Raw genomic sequence first — 17,445 nt, forward strand, 5'->3', positions numbered from 1 at the left:
CCGGCATCTCCGCCGATCACCGCTGCTACCGTACGGCGTCGCCGCCGCTCCGCGCGGGCGCGAGCTCCGCGATGACGAACAGTTCGAGCGGCGGCGGCGCGATGCCAGCCCGGACCGCAAGGTCGCGCGCCGTGTGCGCGGCGCGGAGCTCGAAGCCCTCCGACGATACGAGCGTGCGCAGGTGCTCGAGGTCGTCGAGTCCCCGGCACAGCATCGAGCGGAGCGCGCGCTTGCGCAGCCATGCCTCCCCAGGCACCCCGGCGTCGCGCGCCGGCGTGGCCGCGGCGCCGTCGCGCAGGTAGAAGTCCATGAGCACCACGCACGAGCTCAGGCGGCTCGCCACGCGGCGCACCTGCCGCAGCAGCCCGCGCAGCGCGGGCTCGTCGAGGTAGCCGGTCAGCCCCTCGGAGACGACCGCCGTGCGGCGGTCGCGCAGCGCCGCGCCGAGCGCCTCGCCGAGGTCGGCCTCGCGCAGGTCCGCCGCGACGAGGACGAGCTCGCCGCGCGGCTGCGCGGGCTCGAGCAGACGCCGCTTCGCGTCGATCACGGCGGCCTGGTCGACCTCGATGTACACGACCGGACGAGCCCTTGCCCACTCCGCCCCGCGCGGCGACAGCCCCGCGGCGAGCTCGATCACCTGCTCGGGGGCGATCTCATCGAGCAGCGCGCCGAGGCCGAGGTGCCGCGCGGCGAGCAGGAGGCTCGTGACGCTGTGGTCGCCGCGCAGGCCGAGCATGCTCCCGCCCCAGCGCGCGGCCTGGTGGAGGACGCGCCCCCTCAGGGTGTCGAAGCGCGCTGCGCCCGGGACGCCCAGCGACGCCCACACCGCGGCGGTGAAATAGGCGCTCCAGGCGAGCGCCGCGTTCTCTCGCGCTCCGCTCAAGAGCGCTCCTCCCCGGAGCGCGACGCCGCGAGCCACCGCCTGGCCGCGCCGCGGACCATCTGGCCCGCCGACGAGAGCCGCTCGAGCTTCGGTCCTCTGCCCAGCGAGCGCACCATCCCGCGCGCCAGATCGAAGAACGCGCGGTCGTAGGGGAACCACCAGAGCTCGCGCGGCGCGGTGTTCTCGTCGACCGCGAGCAGCCGCGGCCTCGTCATCGCCTGCACGACCGCCGGGCCGTTCTGCACGCCGTAGCCCGAGATCCCGCGCCCGGTCCACACGGCTTGCGGCGCCGCGGCCGTGAACATGTGGTTGTTGACCGTCGCCACCCCGACCCGGAGCGCTCGCGCGAGCGCCGCGCCCCGCGCGACGTCGCGCGTCCACACGCTCCCCGTGAGGCCGTAGGCGCTCTCGTTGGCCGCGCGGATCGCCGCGTCCGCGTCCGGAACGGCGACGACGGGGATCACGGGCCCGAAGGTCTCCTCGCGCAGCAGGTCGAGCGACGGGTCGACGCCGGTGAGCACCGTCGGAAGGTAGCAGTTGCCACGCCGCGCACCGCCGCAGCGCACCTGCGCCCCGGCCGCGATCGCCTGGCTGACGTGCGCCTCGACGCGCGAGAGCTGCGTCGGCGTGGCCATCGGCCCGATCTCGACCGTGCCCGGCGCGGTGCCGTCGTCGCCCACGCGGAGCCGCTCGGCGACGGCGACGAGGCGCCCGACGAACGCGTTGAAGACCTCGGATTCGACGTAGACGCGCTCGACCCCCGCGCAGCTCTGCCCGGCGTTGACGAAGCCGGCCCAGGCGATCCCGTGCGCTGCCCGATCGAGATCCGCGTCGCGGAGCACGACGGCCGCGTCCTTGCCGCCGAGCTCGATCTGCGCCGGGATCAGGCGCTCCGCCGCGGCGCGCGCCACCGCCCGCCCGCCCACGACGCCGCCGACGAAGACGATCTGGTCGACCTCCTCGACGAGCGCCGCGCCGGCCTCGGCGCCGCCCTGCACGAGGCCGAGCAGCGCCTCGGGCAGCGCGTCCGACAGGGCGCCGACGAGCGCCGCGCTGGTCCGGGCGGCGTGCTCGGACGGCTTGAGCACAACGGCGTTGCCCGCGAGGAGCGCCGGGACGAGGTTGTGCACCGGGATGGAGACCGGGTAGTTCCACGGCATGATGAGGCCGACCACCCCGTGCGGTAGGCGCTCGACCCGCGCCTTCTTCCGCGGGAACATCACCGGGTTGAACGCGACGTCCTCGGCCGGGAGGAAGTCCTCGGCGCGCGTCGTGTAGTAGCGAAAGACCTCGGGGGTCGAGCCGAGATCGACCCCGTACGCGTCGGCCATCGGCTTGCCCAGCTCGCGATGGAGCTCCGCCGCGATCCCGTCGGCCTTCCCCATCAAGCAGCGCCCTGCCTCGGCGAGGAGGCGCGCCCGCTCCGCGATCGGCCGCGCTGCCCACGCCGCCTGCGCCTGCCGGGCGCGGCGGACCACGTCCCGGATCCCGTCGGCCGTCGTCACCCGCACGGGACACAGCGGGGCGCCGTCCAGCGGTGAGGCGCCGTGAATCCACCCATCGTGGATGATCTCGCCCATGGGACTACGCAGCTTGCCCGCAGAGAAGCGCGGGCATCAGGCGACGGCAGCCCGGCATCCTCGACTTCTGGATGTGCGCGGCGAGCGCCTTCCGGAAGGAGCCGCGGGGCAGCGGCTTGTGGCGATCGAGCGCCCGGAGCAGCGGCACGACCGTGGCGAGCACGCCCGCCGTGTGCCACCAGTAGCGCGCGGTCGCGCGCAGGTGCGCGGACCGGCTCGACTGGGCGAAGAAGCCCTCGAGGTAGGCGAGGTCGTACGCGGTGTGCGCCTCCTCGTCGCTGGCGAGGCGCCGGAACACCGGCTCGAGCGGCGGGTACGACAGGCGCGGCGCGGCGACCTTGTAGAAGGCGCTCATCACCACCTCGAAGGCGAGGCAATCGACGGCGAACTCGAGCACGCCGTGCGGGACGGCGACCTTGCGGAGCATCATCTTCATCAGCCAGCCCGGCAGGCGCGCGCGCTTGACCACGTCGGGGTAGGCGCGGCTGAAATCGAGGAGCGCCTTGCACCAGAGGTTGGCGTGCATTTGCTCGTCCTTGAGGTGCCGGATACCGTGCTCGAAGAACGACTCGAGATAGCCGAGATCGTCGCGCTCCCGCGCCAGGTCGAGCGCCGGGAGGACGGGGAGGACGCCGAGCGCTGCCGATTCGACGATCGCAAACCATGTGATCAGGAGACACGTGGCGTCCGCTTCGGCCTCGCTCTCGAACGCGAACGACATCGGCTCACGGATCGAGACGGTCTCTTCGGCAGCTCCCATTTCCGGATCGTCGCTTTCCCTCTTCGTCGAAGAGAGCATCGGAGTTGAGCTGCCCGCAAGGTACTCGACCAACCACCCTGCCGCAAGCCAACTTGCCGGAGGACATGCGCCGGCCGTCGTCGACATAGCTTCACCGCGAGCGCTGGCGCTCCATGCGCAGCGCTTTGGACACCGCGCGCCGCTCGCACGCCGTCATGGCGCCGGGCTGAACAAGCGCCGCCGCCCGCTCCAGCAGCACCCGGTCCATCTCGTGCGCGACCATCCGCTCCCGGGACGCTTGCGGCGCGCCCCGCGAGAGCGCGGGGCCATAGGAGAGTTGGACGTCCGGGTTGCGCAGCTCCTCCTGCGCGAGCCCGTGCACTCGGGCGAGCGCGCCAGCGTCGAGCCCAACGGCCCCTGCGGCTCCGAGGACGCTCCGCGACGCCTTCACGCCGACGCGCAGCGCGCGCTCACCTCCCGGCTTGACGAGCGGGTCGATCCCCGGACGAGAGCTCACGGGGCAAGGCCTGCGCGACACTGCCGAAGATTGCACGGCCTGTGAGCGACATCAAATGCTCTTGCCCGCGCTGCCCACGTCAGTCACATCAGCCCACGTCAGCCGTCTTCACGCATCGAAGATCCTGCTCCCGCGACCGATCGCGATCATGGACCTCACCCGCGCGGCGAGGTCCTCAGGGGAGGTGAATGCGGGCTGCGCGCGGTAGAGCTCAAGCGAGCGGCGCGCGGCGCGGATCTCGCCGAGGGCCTGCAGCGCCTCGAGAGAGGTCCGCTCCGTGGGCTTCGCGTGACGCAGGCCGCGCGGGTTCAGACGCCCGAGCGCGACGTTGTGGTTCACCTGGAACGCACAGCGACACGGATTCGCCGGATTCGCGACGCCGCAGTGCTTCGACACGAACGCGTCGAGCGCCGCGCGCGCACGGGAGAGTCGTTTGCGGAAGGCAGCTTCGGTGATGCCGAGCGCGTAGGCCGCGTCGGCCGACTCGAGCTCGCAGATGCCGCCGAGCACGAAGGCGATGCGCAGCGGCCTGTCGAGCGCCTGGAGCATCGCCTGGGTGCAACCGAGGAATACCTCTTCCTCGAGCAGACGCGCCTCGGCGCTCTCGAGCGCCTCCGCGCCGATGGCGTTCGGCGCCTTGGCGAGATCCTCGTCGACGAGCTGCTCGAAGGTCAGGCGGCGGTACGTCGCGCGTGCGCGGAGGAGGTGTCGGCACGCGACGCGGTACGCCCACGTCGAGATCGAGCTCTCGCCCCGGAACGTGGAGAGCTTTGTCACGATGAGAATGAGGATTTCCTGCGTCGCGTCGCGCGCGTCCTCGGGGTGGCCGAGGAACCTGCGCGCGAGGCGGAACAGCGTATCCTGCAGGCCTCGCACGAGCGCTTCGAGCGCCTCTCGGTCGCCCGCGCGGGCGCGGATCGCCAGCGCGTCGAGAGCCGCCTCGCTCATGACGCCACCGGTTGCGCGCGCGTCGGCGGAGCGAGGGTATCGAGCCAGCCTGCGAGCGCGTCGGCGATCTCCATCGGCGAGTCCTCCTGAGGATAGTGCAGGCCGCGCACCGTGACCTCCCGCTGGTTCGGGAACCTGCGACAGATTTCGCGGAGCTCCCCCGTGAGGATGCGGCCCGGCTCCGCGTTCACGAACAGCTTGGGCACGCTCGATGCCGTGAGCCACGCGACGTAGGCGTCGGCGAGCGCGCAGATCGCCTTCGGCTCTCCGTCGAAGGGCAGCAGTCGCGGCCACGAGAGCGTCGGCCGCCGCCCCTCGCCCGGCACGAGGAACGGGCGCCGGTACTCGGCGCGCTCTTCGTCCGAGAGCGGACGCAGCATGCTGCCCTCGGAGATGGTCCGCTCCAGAAAGACATTCTGCTCGAGGACGAGCTCCTCGCCCGCATCCGAGCGGATCGCCTCGAAGAACTCCCTCGCGGCCGCGGGCCACTTCCCGAGCGGCATCGATCCGACGATCGCCTCCATGTATGCGACGCCGCGCACGCGGTCCGGATGCCGCCGAGCCCAGTCGAAGCCGAGCGCCGACCCCCAGTCGTGCACGGCGAGCACGACGGGCTCCGCAGGCACGACCGCGTCGAACCAGGCGTCGAGGAACCTCGCATGCGTGGCGTACCCGTAGGCTTGCCTGCCCGTCTCCGGCAGCTTGTCCGAGTCGCCCATGCCGATGAGGTCCGGCGCGAGGCAGCGACGCCGCGCCGAGGTCGGCCCAAGGATGTTCCGCCACAGGTACGACGACGTCGGGTTCCCGTGGAGGAACACCACCGGCTCGCCCATCCCCTGGTCGACATAGGCCATCTCGTGGCCCTCGATGCAAACGCTCTTCTTCGAGCTCGTACCCATAGGTTCCCGTCCTTCCTGGCCGTACGCGCGCGGCGTCCAGCGTGTCTCTCCGGTTCGAGACGGGGAACCCTGTCCGTGTGACCGGAAATCGTCCTCCTCGCAGCGAAGGGCGGATCCTGCCAAGCGGCAGGAAAGCAGACCGCTGATGCGGACACCGCCGTCCGGTTCGGCTTGAGCCCGCCGGCCGGGTTCGGGACCGACTACGCGGGAGTCGCCGCCCAGGTCGGTGACGGGGTGACCGGCTTCGCACCTGGCGACCGGGTGTTCGGCGGCGCCCTGTCCCGCGCGGTCGCCGACTTCGTGGTGGTCGACCCGACCGGGGGCATCGCGGCGAACGAGGCCCATCACACCCCCGACGGCGTCGACGACCGCACCGCCGCCACCCTCACGATCGCCGGACGCACGGCATCCGCCGCCCTGGCCGTGGTCGAACTTGGGCTGGACGACACCGTGCTGATCGGCGGCGCGGCAGGCGGAGTCGGGGTATTCGTCGTCCAGATTGCCCGGATCGCAGGGGCGCGCGTGATCGGGACGGGATCGGCGACATCGGCCGATTTCCTGCGCGCTCTCGGAGCCGAGCCGGTCGCCTACGGCGACGGCCTGGCGGACCGGGTCCGTGCCCTCGCTCCCCGCGGTATCACCGCTGCGATCGACCGTTCATGGAACGGAGACAGCGCACGCCGCAAGGGCGCTCGGCGTCCCTGACACGCGCATCACGACCATCGCCGCCTAGGTCGATGGGATCACACCAACCAACGGCGCCAACGCCTGACCAGGACAGACGGGCCTCGGCCACTTGACCGCCTGGCGACGACGATCGTTCCTTCCATGCACCTCCCGGCGCGGACGAGATCATGGCCCTCCGAATCTGTCGATCCTTCCATCGGATCGCTCGGAATTCCCCAAAAATCAACGTGATCGGTATTCTGGTCAACAACGCTGCAAGTTCGCAGGAGCACCCAAACGATGCCCCACAGAATGGAGAGAAAGACCACGAGCTCGACGGTCCAGTCGATGATGTTGATCAGCCTCGGTGCCCTGATCTCTCGTTCGATGTCGCTCGCCTCTACCCTCTCTGGACGTCGCGCGGGCGGGCCAGAGGCCGAACTCCCCGTTTCCTCTTGCTCGCGCTCGCCGTTCATGACCAGCTTCGTAGCAAGCAGAGGGCGTTCGGCTGGGAGCGCGTGAAGGAAGCGCTGCGCCGCGACTGGGAGCAGACCAAGGCGGACTTCACCAACAACAAGGGGCAGGAGCTCAACCAGGACGTCGACGACACGGTGCAGCAGGCGCTGGGGCGCGGCAGCGCCGTCGGCTGCAAGTGCCGGTCAGGCGCCTCTTGCTGACCGGCAAAGCTCCTCCAGAGCGAGGTATGTCGACGCAAGATGCCCAGGGGGTCCTCGATCCTCGTTAGCCGGCCCCCTCTTCACGCCGGAGGATCTTCGGCTGGTTCCGATCGTGCTCGAAGATCTTCAGCAGTCCGTCCCAGAGCCGGGCGATCGCCTGGTCGGCCAGGTCGAGGGTGACGTTGACCTCCTGGTCGACACCGAGCTCCTTGGCGGCGGCGGCGGAGAGCGTCAGATCGAGAGTGCTCCCTCGAAGCCGGCACGCCTCGATCCCAGCGTAGGTCGTGGCGTCCGTGTGAGTCGAAATGGAGTACGTGTCCTGCCCCAGCTCTCGGTCCTGATCATCGAACGGGTCGAGCCGACGCTGGACCTCGATCCGCTCACCCTCGCCGTCGGTCGACGACGCGAGCACGACGACGTAGGCGTCCATCTCCGGGACGGCGAGCGCTTCACCGGCTCGTGCGTGGAGCGCGGTCATCTGGGTCTGGCCTCCGTGGTCGTCGCGTAACAGGACGCGAGCTCCCGGTCTGAAGAGGGTACCCACCCCGGCAGGAAGCTAACGTGCCGAACCTTGCAGCGCGGGCACGTGGCTAGCTCGAAGTCATCTCGAGTCGAAGGCTGGCAGAGCAGCGGGCTGTACGACACGCACAAGGGCGGCATCTGTTCTGCGAAGTGGACCATTTTGGGGCTCTGACCATCCGTCGATTGGCCGACCGAAGCCGCCGGGCCAGGTCTATCCAGATGGTCGCCGTCCGTGATCTCCTCCGATCGAAAATCTCACGGTTCGGCTCCGCGCCGCAAGGCCCAAGCGCTGTCCAGCGCCACAGGGTAGATCCATCGAACAGCCGCGGCAGTCGCCGCCTCTCCGACGCATCGCCTTGTCGGGCCGAATCCGTCCATCCTCAGGAGAGCACTTCGGTAGCCGTCTTCGCCCCGAGGACGTTCTCGATCCAGCGGTCGAGGGTCGCGACGTTTGTACATGCCTGGATGCGCGCTCTCTCGTCCTCGGTGAGCACGATCCCTGCACGCGCAAGCAGCCGCAGCAGCGTGTCCCTCTTGCCCTTGAGCTCGCCCTCACGCATGCCCTTGAGCTCGCCCTCACGCATGCCCTTGAGCTCGCCCTCACGCATGCCCTTGAGCTCGCCCTCGCGCATGCCCTCGAGCTTGCCTTCACGCATGCCCTCGAGCTTGCCTTCACGCATGCCCTCGAGCTTGCCGCGATCGACGAGCTTCTGCACGAACGGGGGAAAGGTCGCCTCGCCTTCGATCTGCCGTTCCATGACCAATGCCTCCAGAGCCTGTCTCATCGGCTCACGCAACCCGTTCCAGATGAGCTGAAAATAGACCATCGCGTGCGCCTGGTCGAGCCGGCCGAGGGCAGCCAGCGCCGCCTGCACCACGGTGAGCCCACTCGGCCCGTTGCCGTGCGCCACCGCCGACAGCACCGCGAGCTCCGTCTCCTTCTCCGCGTCCGCCGGGTCGGTGATCTCGGGGACCACCGCCGGACCGAGCACCAGCGGCGCGACGTGGCCGCGGCCCAGGCCGAGGTCGATGTTCTCCGCCGCCCACGCGGCCACGCCGGCGTCCGGCGCGACCACGAGGACGATCGTGCCGCAGCGCTTCCTGGCGCGCACGACCGCGACGTACGCCGGCCACGAGTACTTCTTGCCCGGGTCCACGTCGCGCTGTACCTCGATGACGATCGCCATCACCAGCGCGTCGCTCTCGTCTCGAAGCTCCAGCACCAGATCGGCGCGGAACTCCACCGGGATGAGCTGGTCGAGCGACGACTCGACAACCGCGACCGCGGCGTGCGGCGGCACCTCGACGTGGAGGAGCATCGCGAGCAAGCGGGGCGCGAGCTCCGGGTGCTCGCGGAACATCTCGACGAGGGCGTTGTGCTCGAGCGTCGGCATGACGCTCGGCCTCGAGCACGCCCCATGCCGGCACGAAACGCCGGGGATATGCGAGCGGAGCTCCAGCTCAGGGGGTGGCGGCGCCATGGCGGACGCAGGCGGCCAGCGACGCCGGATGGGAGGCGGACCGGGCCGGCGGCTGCGGCGGCCGAGGCGGCAAGGGGGCGGGGGTAACGGAGCATCCGCCCGGCGGCGTGCTCTAGCGCGACAAACGGGCTGAAACCCCAGCAAAGAGCAGGAATTTGAACCGCCACGCGCACCGAGGACGCCAAGATTGTGTGTGTTGTTCTTGGCGTCCTTGGCGCCTTGGCGGCTCATTCTCGCTCGATCAACGTGCTCGGTGTCCTAGCGGAGCTCCGCCGGGGGCGGCTCCGGTGTGGCCCAGCGGGGCGCCCTCCGTCGCGTCGCCCGCGGTGAAGGGCCCGCGGCATCACCGATCGGGGTCGGCGCCTGGCCCGGCGCGTCCTCGACGGGCCCATCACGGTTTATCCTGGGTGACACGATGGGTGTGTGTCGTTCCCTGCCGCTCGTTCTGGTTCTCGCCGCGTCCGGGTGCCGCGACCGCGCGCCGGATCCCTCGGCCGTGCTCCAGCCGGCGCCCGAGGCGCTCGCCTCGGCGCTTGCCGGCGCCGGCGCCGCGGCTCCGGCCGCTGCGTCGAGCGACGCGGCCGTCGCCCCGCTCGCCTCGGACGGCGCCGCGGAGCTCGCCCCCGCGCCCAGCGGCTCGGCCGCCGCGCTGCCCGGGTCATCTCGCGTCGAGGCGGCGCCGGTGGATCGCGAGGCGTACCTCGGCGCCCTCGGCCAGGGCCGCGCCGCCGCGCGCCAGGGCCGGTACGCCGAGGCGATCACCGCCTTCGACCGCGCGCTCGCCGCGATGCCGCACGAGCCGCGCGCCCTCGCCGAGCGCGGCCACGCCCGGATGCGCCTCGGCGCGGACCTCGACGCGGCCGCCGCCGACCTGCAGCGCGCCGAGCAGCTCGGGCCCGACGACAAGCTCGCCGCCCAGATCTGGTACAACCTCGGCCTGCTCGACGAGTTGCGCGGCCAGGCCGAGCTGGTCCGCGCCGCCTTTGCCCGGTCGTTCCTCCTGTCGCCCACGGCCGCGGCCAGGACCAAGGCGGGCCCGGCCCGACGTGGTGCACGTGACGGTCGAGGCGGAGCTCCGCGCCTGGAAGAGCGCGGACGAAGCGGCGGCCGGCGCGTGTGACCCCGGGCGGCTCGAGACCGAGGATCTCCTCTATGACGCGAAGACGAGCCGGGAGCTCGCGCGGCTGAGCCGCGCGGGGGGCCGGGACGCGGCCAGGGTGAAGCTCGCCGGGCGCATGGTGGAGGTCGCGGCGGGGACCTGCACGACGACCGTGCCGCTCGACGTGCCCGCCGCCGGCGCTGGGAGGCCGGCGGGGCCGAGATGAGGGGATGAAAGGGCAATCGGGTCGCGGCCGGACTCGACGCGAGCGGCGAGGGAGGTCGCCCTCACTCCCAGCCGGACATGCCGTTCGTGTCGCGCAGGATGGCGTGGACGGCGTGCACCTGACCGCCGGACATCTTGATCATATGCATGTCCAGATGCCCGTCCGTCATGAAGTCGAAGATGGTGAGACCGATGGCGATGCCGCGCACCTCGTCGGCCAGGATGACGCGCGGGATGAAGGCGCCGCCGGACCCAGGATCGCCGGCGCTGCAGGAGGCTCCGGCGCCGCAAGCGAAGTTGCCGCCCCCGTTCTCCAGGCGCCTGCAGTCTCCCGTGACGTTGCAGACGCCGGAGGGGAACGCGCGGAAGTACTTGTCGATCCAGCTCGTCAGCTCTTCCCGGGTGGCCCGCTGGGCCTCCGGGACCTCGTCGTGCCAGCCGATGTCGTCCGCGATGGAGATGATCGCGGCGGGATTCGAGGCGACCGCGAAGGATGCCGTGTAGTCGCCCGGGCGGACGACGATCGTCTCGATCTCCGTCATCTCCGAGCCCTCCACCTTGATGCGGAGGGCGACGGGAAGATCCCTCCCGCCTTCCGGGATCACCGCCTGCGCGCCGACGCTGCACGCCTCGGTATCCAGGGCACGCTGGGAATGCTTCACCTCGCCAGCGTTCTTCCAGAAGTCCGTCGTGCCGATCTCGGCCTGCACGGCGTTTTCGGTGAACTTCACGCCTTGTGCCAGGGGTAGGCTGGAAGGATCCCCGGCGGCGAGGGCGGCGAAGTAGTCGTCCAGGAGGCCATCCAGGAGCTCGCGCGTGCAGCCGCCACCCGGAGCGCCGCCCGACCCCGACGCTCCGCTGGTGGCCGCTCCGGATCCACCACCGCTGGAGGTGCTGCCGCTCGACCCCGCGCCCCCGGTCGACGTCGTGCCGCCGCTGGCGCCGCCCGATGAGGCGCTGCCGGTCTCTTGCGGCGTGCCGCCGGCGCTTCCCGCGGAGCTCTGGCCGCCCGAGCCCACCGCGCCGCTCGAGGCTCCACCACCTCCGGTGCCGCCCGTGGCGTCACCGCTTTCGCCAGAGCCGCAAGCGCCCAGCGTCAGGGCCATGGCGACCCCGAGAGAGAGGAACGAACTAGGGTTCATGCGTCTACCTCCGCGCTGGATCAAAGCTCGCCGGCGAGCGTCGGCGGTGTCCAGTCGATGTGATCCATGTGGTTGGGCTTGTTGGGCAGGTCCGTGGCGAAATTGCCCGTCGCCGCGGCGTTGTTGCCCTTCAGGAACTTGTCGACCATGGCGTTGAGGGATGCAGTGTACTGCGAGCGCCAGCTGCAGTGGCTCCCACCTGCGCCCGTGTAGGCGATGTGGTTTCCGACGCCGAGCGCCTCGAAGATCATCTTGCCGACGTTGGCGGTGACCCACGCCGAGTTCCGATCGAGCCCGTTGTACATGGTGCTCGGGTTGTCGACGATGTAGAGGCCGCGCGGCGCGATGAGGCCCATCATCTCGTGCATGTCGACGGGCAGCTTGTTCGTGTTGTCGGCCCCAGCGTTGTTGCCCGTGGTGAACTGGCCGAGCGCCACCTCCGAGAGCCAGCGGACGTAGCTGATGCCATGATAGGGCCATTCGGAGCCGCTGTAGCTATCGAGCACCTCGACGAGGCGCAGGCCAATCGTGCCCCCGAGACCCGACTCCACCGGGATGGTCAAGGCGATGCGGTTGTCGAGCACGCCGGCGACGAAGGCACCCTTGCCCCAGCGTGAGCAACCCGTCACACCCACCCGGCGCGGATCGATGACGCCGGGGTTCTGCTCCAAGACGTCGAGGACGCGGCTGATCTGCCAGGCCTGCGCCGTGAGGTAACCCGCGGGATGGTCCGAGCCGTACACGCTGTAGAACGGCCCGTTCTTCGCGCCGCTGGTGCCCGTCGACTCGATCGCGGTGAAGGTGATCGTCGCGACGCCGCTCGGAACCGGCATGCCGCTCAGGCCGCCGTAGCCGATGATGGCCGGGGCGGGCGCCGTCGCCCCGTTCATGTTCACGGTGAGGTTGAACGAGCCGCTGCCGCCGCCATCCTTGACCTCGACCGTGATCCTGCTGGTGCTCACGGTACCGGACACGGATCCCTTTGCCGGAACGGGCTTGTCGCCGTAGATGAACTTGTACGCTTGCTGGAGGATCTCTTCGCGCCGGCAGGCCCACTCGCTCTTGCTCGCGATGCGGCTGCCGTCCATCTTCTTGAATGGGTCCGGCAGCTTCGAGTTCGCGGTGAGCGAAGCGACGCTCGGCATCGGTCCGACGGTGCACCCGGCTCCAGGGTTTTCCACCTCGCCCCACTCGGCGCTCCCGGCGTTGCCGCCGTCGCCGCTGCCCCCGGTACCACCGGTTCCCGGCGCTCCGCCCGTTCCGGCCGGGCCCCCGCCACCGGTGCTGGCTTCGCTCGTCGTCGCGTCGCCGCCCGTCCCGGTCGGGGTACCGGTCGAAGAGGACGGTCCACCAGTTCCCGTCGGCGTCCCTCCGGTGCCGCTGCCGCTGGCGCCGACGCCTCCCGTGCTGGCTGCAGGGCTTCCTCCTGAACCGCTGGGATCCTCCGATCCGCCTTCGCTGCCGCAGGCGGCGAGCATCCAAGGCAGCACTGCGAACAAAGCCAAAGAGATCGTGGGACGTGCAGTGCGTAGACGCATGTTGAGCGCTCCTCGTGAAGTGTCGTGAAACAGGATCCCGCTGGGGTCGGGCGGTGGGATGGCGGACGAGGGCCCGACCCGCGAGTGCCGCCGAAGTTATTCCCCACTTTGCCGGTCGTCTTCAAGCTGATTTTGTGCTACTTTTCGTAACGTCCGTGCGCTGCGCGTACCGCTCAGATGGACTGTTCTCGGCTCTTGCGAAATGTCGATTCTTGCGAGATGCGCACGGACGTGTCGACTGGCGCACGCTGCGATTCGCTGTTTCGATGGATTCACGAGAGTCAGCTCCTCGATGTTCGTGGCACTCCTTACCCTGCCAAGAATGACACCCTCGCGCCCGCCGACGCCGCCGTGGTCAGGCGGCGCAGCCATAGAACATCCCCCGATCAAGCCGCGCCCCTTCGGATCAGGGCCCGCAGGCGCGGCGAGAGGGCGCGGCCCGAGAAGAAGAGGTCGCGGAACCAGCGCTGCGCCGGGTCGTCGTCGTGGCGCTGCGACCACACGGCGACGACCTGGGCGGCGGGCAGCGCGAAGGGGGGCGCGAACACCCGAAGCCCGAAGAGCTCGCGGGCGCGCTGGGCGACGCTGCTCGGGATCGTGCAGAGCAGGTCCGAGCTGCGCACGGCGAGGGGCGCGGACATGAAGTGAGGCAGGCGCAGGGCCACGCGCCTGGTCTTGCCGAGGCGGGCCAGGGCGCGGTCGACGGCGCCGCCGCGGTGGCCTTCGACGCTGACGAGGACGTGGCCGAGGGCGACATAGGTGTCGAGATCGAGGCGGCGCTTGATCGCCGGGTGGCCTTTACGGGCCATGACGGCGAAGGGATCCTGGTAGAGCGGGGCGCGGCGGAGGCCGGCGGCCGGCACCGGCTGCGAGGCGCCGAACAGGGCCAGATCGATGTCGCCGAGGACCAGCGCGGGGGTGACGTCAGGGGAGAAGCGCTCGATCTCCAGGCGGACGAAGGGGGCGTGCTCGCCCAGGTGGTCGAGCACGTCGGGCAGCGTCGTGAGCTCGAAGTAGTCGATGGTGGCGACGCGGAAGGTGCGCGCCGAGGTGCGCGGATCGAAGGGCTCGGGGGAAGCGAGGGCGCGGCCGAGGTGCTCGAAGGCGGCGGGCAGGGCCGCGCGGAGCTGGAGCGCGCGCGGCGTGGGGGTGAGACCGCGGCCGAGGGGGACGAGGAGGGGATCGCCGAAGAGCTCGCGCAGGCGCGCGAGGGAGTGGCTCATCGCCGACTGGCTGACGTGGGCGCGGCGCGCCGCGGCGCTGACGCTGCCCTCGACGAGCAGCGCCTCGAGGGCGGGGAGGAGGTTCAGATTGATGCTGCGGATATCGATCTCGCTCATACCTGGCATGAGATACATCCCATTTTCCTCATGGGTCCAGCGACGCATGCTGGGCGGCCTATGAGAGCGTGCGATGTCGAGGTCATGGTGACGGGGGGTACGGGATTCATCGGGCGCTGGCTGCTGGCCGAGCTGACCCGGACGAAGGCCGTGGCAGCGCCGGTGCGCCGGGCGCGGCAGCGGGCCGCCGAGCTTGCCGCGTTCGTCGACGCGCACGGCGGCGATTCGCGGCGGCTCCTGGTGGTCGAGGGCGATGTCGAGGCGGCGTCGCTCGGTCTGTCGGAGCGCTTCGAGCAGGTGCGCGACGTCTATCACCTGGCGGCGCGCTTCGCCTTCGGGCTCGGCGTGCAGGAGGCGCGGCGCTGCAATGTCGAGGGCTCGCTGCACGCGGCCGAGTGGGCGCTCGGGCGGCCGCACCTGCGGCGCTTCGTCTACCTCGGCGGCTACCGCATGATGCACGCGGGCGCCCGGTCGGGCGCGGAGAGCGCGCTGACGCAGCGAGCGCGGGACCGGCTCTACCGCCAGCACGGCGCGTACGAGGGGTCGAAGCACGAGTCGTTCCTCGCCGTGCGCCGCTTCGCGGCCGAGCGCGGGCTGCGCTGGACGGCCGTGCATCCGAGCAGCGTCATCGGCGACTCGCGCACCGGCGAGACAACGCAGCTCACGGGCGTCGGCGAGATGGTCGAGCAGCTCTGGCGGGGCCGCCTGCCGGCCCTGGTCGGCAGCGAGCGCACCTTCCTGCCGCTGGTGACGGTCGACTACCTGGCGCGCTTCCTGGCGAGCGTGCCCGAGCGCCCGGAGACCGCGCAACAGGACCTCTGCGTCCTCGATCAGGCGACTCCGCGGCTGCCCGCGCTGGTCCGCGGCATCGCCGCCCACCTGAGGCGCAGCCCCCCGGCGTGGGTGCTGCCCCTCGGCCTGGTGCGCCTGTTGCCGGAGGCGCTCACCGGGGTGACGCGAGAGAGCCTGTCCTTCCTCGCCGAGGATGCGTATGACACCAGCGCGGCCGACGCCCATGCCCGCGCGGTCGGTCTGGTGATGCCGCCGATCCACGCCAGCGTGGAGCGCTGGTGCGACTACCTGGTGGCGACGCGCTTCCGCGCCACACCCGGGAATGCGCCCGGCCGATCCGCGCGATCATGACCGTGATCCCGCTGATCACGATGGTGATCGGGGTGATCACGATGCGCTGATCCGAGCGATCACGATGCGCTGATCTCGGTGATCACGATGGGGTGAAATCCCCAGCACCGCGAGCGCGAGCCCTCCTCCACGGGGGCCGGGCAGCTCGGCGCTACCACGCCGGACGAGCGGAGGTGAACGGCCCGCCCCGCGCGAGGCCGGCCGTCGCTGCCTCAGCTACAGCTCATACGGCTCAGTGGCAGCCGGGCGACCGGTTGTGGAATCCCCGCGTGCTGCAGGGGCCCGCCGTGGTGGACTGCCACGAATCATTGTAGATCGCGTCCCGCTGGAGCTCGGCGTCGTCATTGCAGTTGTGCTGATTATTGCCGCTGTCCCAGGCGTATTCCGTCGAGCAACCGCCGCTCACCTGGCTCGTCGAGCCCGAGGGTTCGGAGTAGAAATAGCGCGTGTGTGTGCCGTCGTCGGGCCGGAACCCGCTCATCGTGCAGTGCGTGTTCATGGAGGACGCGCCGGCGCAGGCGCCGTGATTGCAGCTGGCCGCGGTGAAGACGACGTTGGTCGACGACGACCAGCCGCGGAGCAGGACCGCGGTGTGGTCGCCGAGGCCGAGCGCAACAGCCTTGTTCCGGATCTGGTAGTCCCAGTTCACGACCGCGCTCCCGCCGAACTCGAGCCCCTGCGGAGCGAGGGCGCCCCCGCCGATCACCGGCGCTTCGTTCGCGGGGATCTCGGCGCCCGGCTTCTCGGAGAGGCCGTCGACGCCGAGGCCGATCTCGATGCCCGCGAGCCGCAGCTCTGCGAGGCCCTCTGGCAGCTCCAGCGCGCGGAACGCGGGGACCGCGTCGCGCATGAGCCGGATGTCCGCGAGCCGACCCGCCTCGTCGAAGCCCTCGACGCGCGGCATCGCCCAGCTCGCGTCGATGAAGGCATCGCCGCCCATCTGCATCCTGAACGGCTGCCCGTTCGCGTCGAGGACCTGCGCGTCGATCTGATAGGTCGGGAGCTCGGGGTTCGCAGCGAGCTCCTCGGGCGTCGGAGGCGTCTCCATCTTCGGGCCGAGGCGCATATCATACGTGATCGTGCGGCCGTCCTTCTCGAACTTCAGGACGAGCTTCCCGGCCGCCTCATCCATGTCGACGATGCTCAGGCCATGAGCGACGGGCGCGGATTCGAGATCGTCCACGGCCGGATCTCCCACAGGGCCACAGGCGACCGCGAACGACATGAGACCAAGTGCGCCCGATGCCGCGAGCGTGCGGAGGTTCATCATAAAGATAGTTCCCTTCGTGCTGATGAAATGAAATGCATCGCGTCCTCCGGCGCCGAGATGGCCTCTCGCGCCGAGCGGCACCGCTGGAACGACGAACGACGAACGAGAGGAGCCCTCCGCCGGAGCAGCCGAACGGGCTGCTGCGACCATCAGAGCCGCGCTGCGATGCTGCAGTGCAGGCCGTGAAGCGCCGCTGCCGGTCTGCCGCACAGCGAGCCTCTCGCCGTCACCGAGCGTTGGAGCTCCTCTCGTTCAGGTGCCGCGACCGCGCATGAGCAATGGCTGTTCCATGAAGTCGCCCGGGCGCCGTGATCTCGAAATTTCGGCCAAAACCTGCGAACGAGCGGCGCCTAGACGAGCCGTCGTCAGACTCCTACGCTGACGGCCGAGCGCAGGCGGTTGCGCGGGTGCGCGGGATCTTGCGGCACTGCGCGGGCACTTGCGACAGAACGCGGGCCGCCTTCTTCGCCGGGAGTGCCTTCACGGCGTCTTCGGGCGCAGGGCGCGGACCCGTTCCTTCAGCCAGCCGTCGATCGCGAGGTCGATCTCCTCGAGCACGCTCTCCCTGGTCCGCCCCGCGGACTTGAGGAGATCGAGAGCGTGCTCGCCGCGTGTTGCTTTACCGTGTTCTCGATGCGGCCGAGCGGTGAGAGACGTACTCGTGCGTCTGCGCCGCGGAGCACTGTTCGCCTCGTGATGGAAGCTGGCGAGCACGCCGCCTGTCCAGCCGCTCGCTGCCATGCCGCGAGCACCTGCTCGGGAGAGACTCAATGAGC

18 protein-coding genes and 1 pseudogene are annotated in these 17,445 nt (G+C 70.5%); 5 read left to right on the top strand and 14 right to left on the bottom strand.

Annotated elements, in window-relative coordinates; all coding sequences use genetic code 11:
* Positions 1-25: 25 nt before the first annotated feature.
* The 6 genes from WMF34_RS11295 to WMF34_RS11320 form a co-directional block, all read right to left on the bottom strand.
* A complete protein-coding gene (locus WMF34_RS11295) occupies positions 26-883 on the bottom strand; it encodes a class I SAM-dependent methyltransferase (RefSeq protein WP_012234797.1) in 858 nt (285 codons plus the stop codon).
* Complete coding sequence (locus WMF34_RS11300; protein WP_437993296.1) at positions 880-2,463, bottom strand: aldehyde dehydrogenase family protein; 1,584 nt, start codon at positions 2,461-2,463, stop codon at positions 880-882. Before WMF34_RS11300 ends, WMF34_RS11295 begins: the two co-directional genes overlap by 4 nt.
* A gap of 4 nt (positions 2,464-2,467) precedes the next feature.
* The gene (locus WMF34_RS11305) at positions 2,468-3,223 is read right to left on the bottom strand and encodes a hypothetical protein (RefSeq protein ID WP_437993297.1); all 756 of its coding nucleotides are present in this window, start codon (positions 3,221-3,223) and stop codon (positions 2,468-2,470) included.
* Between the two features lie 130 nt (positions 3,224-3,353).
* Positions 3,354-3,719, bottom strand: a complete 366-nt coding sequence (locus WMF34_RS11310; RefSeq protein ID WP_437993298.1) for a hypothetical protein — start codon at positions 3,717-3,719, stop codon at positions 3,354-3,356.
* A gap of 108 nt (positions 3,720-3,827) precedes the next feature.
* Positions 3,828-4,667: an RNA polymerase sigma factor gene (locus WMF34_RS11315; RefSeq protein WP_012234801.1), complete on the bottom strand. Its 840-nt coding sequence runs from the start codon at positions 4,665-4,667 to the stop codon at positions 3,828-3,830.
* Positions 4,664-5,566 carry a haloalkane dehalogenase gene (locus WMF34_RS11320; protein ID WP_437993299.1) on the bottom strand — a complete coding sequence of 301 codons (903 nt, stop codon included), beginning with the start codon at positions 5,564-5,566 and terminating at the stop codon, positions 4,664-4,666. The genes WMF34_RS11315 and WMF34_RS11320 overlap by 4 nt, the downstream gene beginning before the upstream one ends.
* Before the next feature lie 87 nt (positions 5,567-5,653).
* Here WMF34_RS11320 and WMF34_RS11325 point away from each other — a divergent pair.
* Positions 5,654-6,296, top strand: a pseudogene (locus WMF34_RS11325) (zinc-binding dehydrogenase); the annotation flags it as partial.
* Between the two features lie 13 nt (positions 6,297-6,309).
* On the opposite strand, the gene WMF34_RS11330 reads toward WMF34_RS11325, so the two are convergent.
* Positions 6,310-6,708, bottom strand: coding sequence for a hypothetical protein (locus tag WMF34_RS11330; protein WP_437993300.1), 399 nt, complete (start codon positions 6,706-6,708; stop codon positions 6,310-6,312).
* A gap of 42 nt (positions 6,709-6,750) precedes the next feature.
* Here WMF34_RS11330 and WMF34_RS11335 point away from each other — a divergent pair, with 42 nt between their 5' ends.
* A complete protein-coding gene (locus tag WMF34_RS11335) occupies positions 6,751-6,909 on the top strand; it encodes a hypothetical protein (protein ID WP_162143945.1) in 159 nt (52 codons plus the stop codon).
* Between the two features lie 64 nt (positions 6,910-6,973).
* Here WMF34_RS11335 and WMF34_RS11340 read toward each other — a convergent pair whose 3' ends face one another.
* Both WMF34_RS11340 and WMF34_RS11345 read right to left on the bottom strand, forming a co-directional pair.
* Positions 6,974-7,387 (bottom strand): Imm10 family immunity protein, encoded by a 414-nt coding sequence (locus WMF34_RS11340; RefSeq protein ID WP_437993301.1) that lies wholly within the window; start codon positions 7,385-7,387, stop codon positions 6,974-6,976.
* Positions 7,388-7,811: 424 nt separating this feature from the next.
* Positions 7,812-8,825, bottom strand: a complete 1,014-nt coding sequence (locus WMF34_RS11345) for a hypothetical protein (RefSeq protein ID WP_437993302.1) — start codon at positions 8,823-8,825, stop codon at positions 7,812-7,814.
* Between the two features lie 583 nt (positions 8,826-9,408).
* Here WMF34_RS11345 and WMF34_RS11350 point away from each other — a divergent pair.
* Positions 9,409-10,032, top strand: a complete 624-nt coding sequence (locus WMF34_RS11350; protein ID WP_437993303.1) for a tetratricopeptide repeat protein — start codon at positions 9,409-9,411, stop codon at positions 10,030-10,032.
* Positions 9,968-10,237 (top strand): hypothetical protein, encoded by a 270-nt coding sequence (locus WMF34_RS11355; RefSeq protein WP_044964601.1) that lies wholly within the window; start codon positions 9,968-9,970, stop codon positions 10,235-10,237. The genes WMF34_RS11350 and WMF34_RS11355 overlap by 65 nt, the downstream gene beginning before the upstream one ends.
* Before the next feature lie 61 nt (positions 10,238-10,298).
* On the opposite strand, the gene WMF34_RS11360 is transcribed toward WMF34_RS11355, so the two are convergent.
* The 3 genes from WMF34_RS11360 to WMF34_RS11370 form a co-directional block, all read right to left on the bottom strand.
* Positions 10,299-11,378 carry a hypothetical protein gene (locus WMF34_RS11360; RefSeq protein ID WP_012234808.1) on the bottom strand — a complete coding sequence of 360 codons (1,080 nt, stop codon included), beginning with the start codon at positions 11,376-11,378 and terminating at the stop codon, positions 10,299-10,301.
* 20 nt (positions 11,379-11,398) lie between these two features.
* Entirely contained in the window at positions 11,399-12,523 is a 1,125-nt protein-coding gene (locus WMF34_RS11365; protein WP_044964603.1) for a glucuronyl esterase domain-containing protein, read from the bottom strand.
* Positions 12,524-13,302: 779 nt separating this feature from the next.
* Entirely contained in the window at positions 13,303-14,256 is a 954-nt protein-coding gene (locus tag WMF34_RS11370; protein WP_437993304.1) for a LysR family transcriptional regulator, read from the bottom strand.
* A 60-nt stretch (positions 14,257-14,316) separates the two neighbouring features.
* On the opposite strand from WMF34_RS11370, the gene WMF34_RS11375 reads away from it, so the two are divergent.
* Positions 14,317-15,399 (top strand): SDR family oxidoreductase, encoded by a 1,083-nt coding sequence (locus tag WMF34_RS11375; protein ID WP_437993305.1) that lies wholly within the window; start codon positions 14,317-14,319, stop codon positions 15,397-15,399.
* A gap of 232 nt (positions 15,400-15,631) precedes the next feature.
* On the opposite strand, the gene WMF34_RS11380 is transcribed toward WMF34_RS11375, so the two are convergent.
* Both WMF34_RS11380 and WMF34_RS11385 read right to left on the bottom strand, forming a co-directional pair.
* Entirely contained in the window at positions 15,632-16,582 is a 951-nt protein-coding gene (locus WMF34_RS11380) for a hypothetical protein (protein WP_437993306.1), read from the bottom strand.
* A gap of 567 nt (positions 16,583-17,149) precedes the next feature.
* Complete coding sequence (locus WMF34_RS11385; protein ID WP_437993307.1) at positions 17,150-17,410, bottom strand: hypothetical protein; 261 nt, start codon at positions 17,408-17,410, stop codon at positions 17,150-17,152.
* Positions 17,411-17,445: the final 35 nt, after the last annotated feature.

It is taken from the genome of Sorangium sp. So ce145 (assembly GCF_051525985.1).
Lineage (GTDB): Bacteria > Myxococcota_A > Polyangia > Polyangiales > Polyangiaceae > Sorangium > Sorangium cellulosum_B.

Coding starts and splice junctions, on each gene's coding strand:
- WMF34_RS11300 (WP_437993296.1), bottom strand. CDS start 2,463: ATGGGCGAGATCATCCACGATGGGTGGATTCACGGCGCCTCACCGCTG.
- WMF34_RS11305 (WP_437993297.1), bottom strand. CDS start 3,223: ATGGGAGCTGCCGAAGAGACCGTCTCGATCCGTGAGCCGATGTCGTTC.
- WMF34_RS11315 (WP_012234801.1), bottom strand. CDS start 4,667: ATGAGCGAGGCGGCTCTCGACGCGCTGGCGATCCGCGCCCGCGCGGGC.
- WMF34_RS11320 (WP_437993299.1), bottom strand. CDS start 5,566: ATGGGTACGAGCTCGAAGAAGAGCGTTTGCATCGAGGGCCACGAGATG.
- WMF34_RS11330 (WP_437993300.1), bottom strand. CDS start 6,708: ATGAACGGCGAGCGCGAGCAAGAGGAAACGGGGAGTTCGGCCTCTGGC.
- WMF34_RS11340 (WP_437993301.1), bottom strand. CDS start 7,387: ATGACCGCGCTCCACGCACGAGCCGGTGAAGCGCTCGCCGTCCCGGAG.
- WMF34_RS11345 (WP_437993302.1), bottom strand. CDS start 8,825: ATGCCGACGCTCGAGCACAACGCCCTCGTCGAGATGTTCCGCGAGCAC.
- WMF34_RS11360 (WP_012234808.1), bottom strand. CDS start 11,378: ATGAACCCTAGTTCGTTCCTCTCTCTCGGGGTCGCCATGGCCCTGACG.
- WMF34_RS11365 (WP_044964603.1), bottom strand. CDS start 12,523: ATGCCGAGCGTCGCTTCGCTCACCGCGAACTCGAAGCTGCCGGACCCA.
- WMF34_RS11370 (WP_437993304.1), bottom strand. CDS start 14,256: ATGAGCGAGATCGATATCCGCAGCATCAATCTGAACCTCCTCCCCGCC.
- WMF34_RS11375 (WP_437993305.1), top strand. CDS start 14,317: ATGAGAGCGTGCGATGTCGAGGTCATGGTGACGGGGGGTACGGGATTC.
- WMF34_RS11385 (WP_437993307.1), bottom strand. CDS start 17,410: ATGGCAGCGAGCGGCTGGACAGGCGGCGTGCTCGCCAGCTTCCATCAC.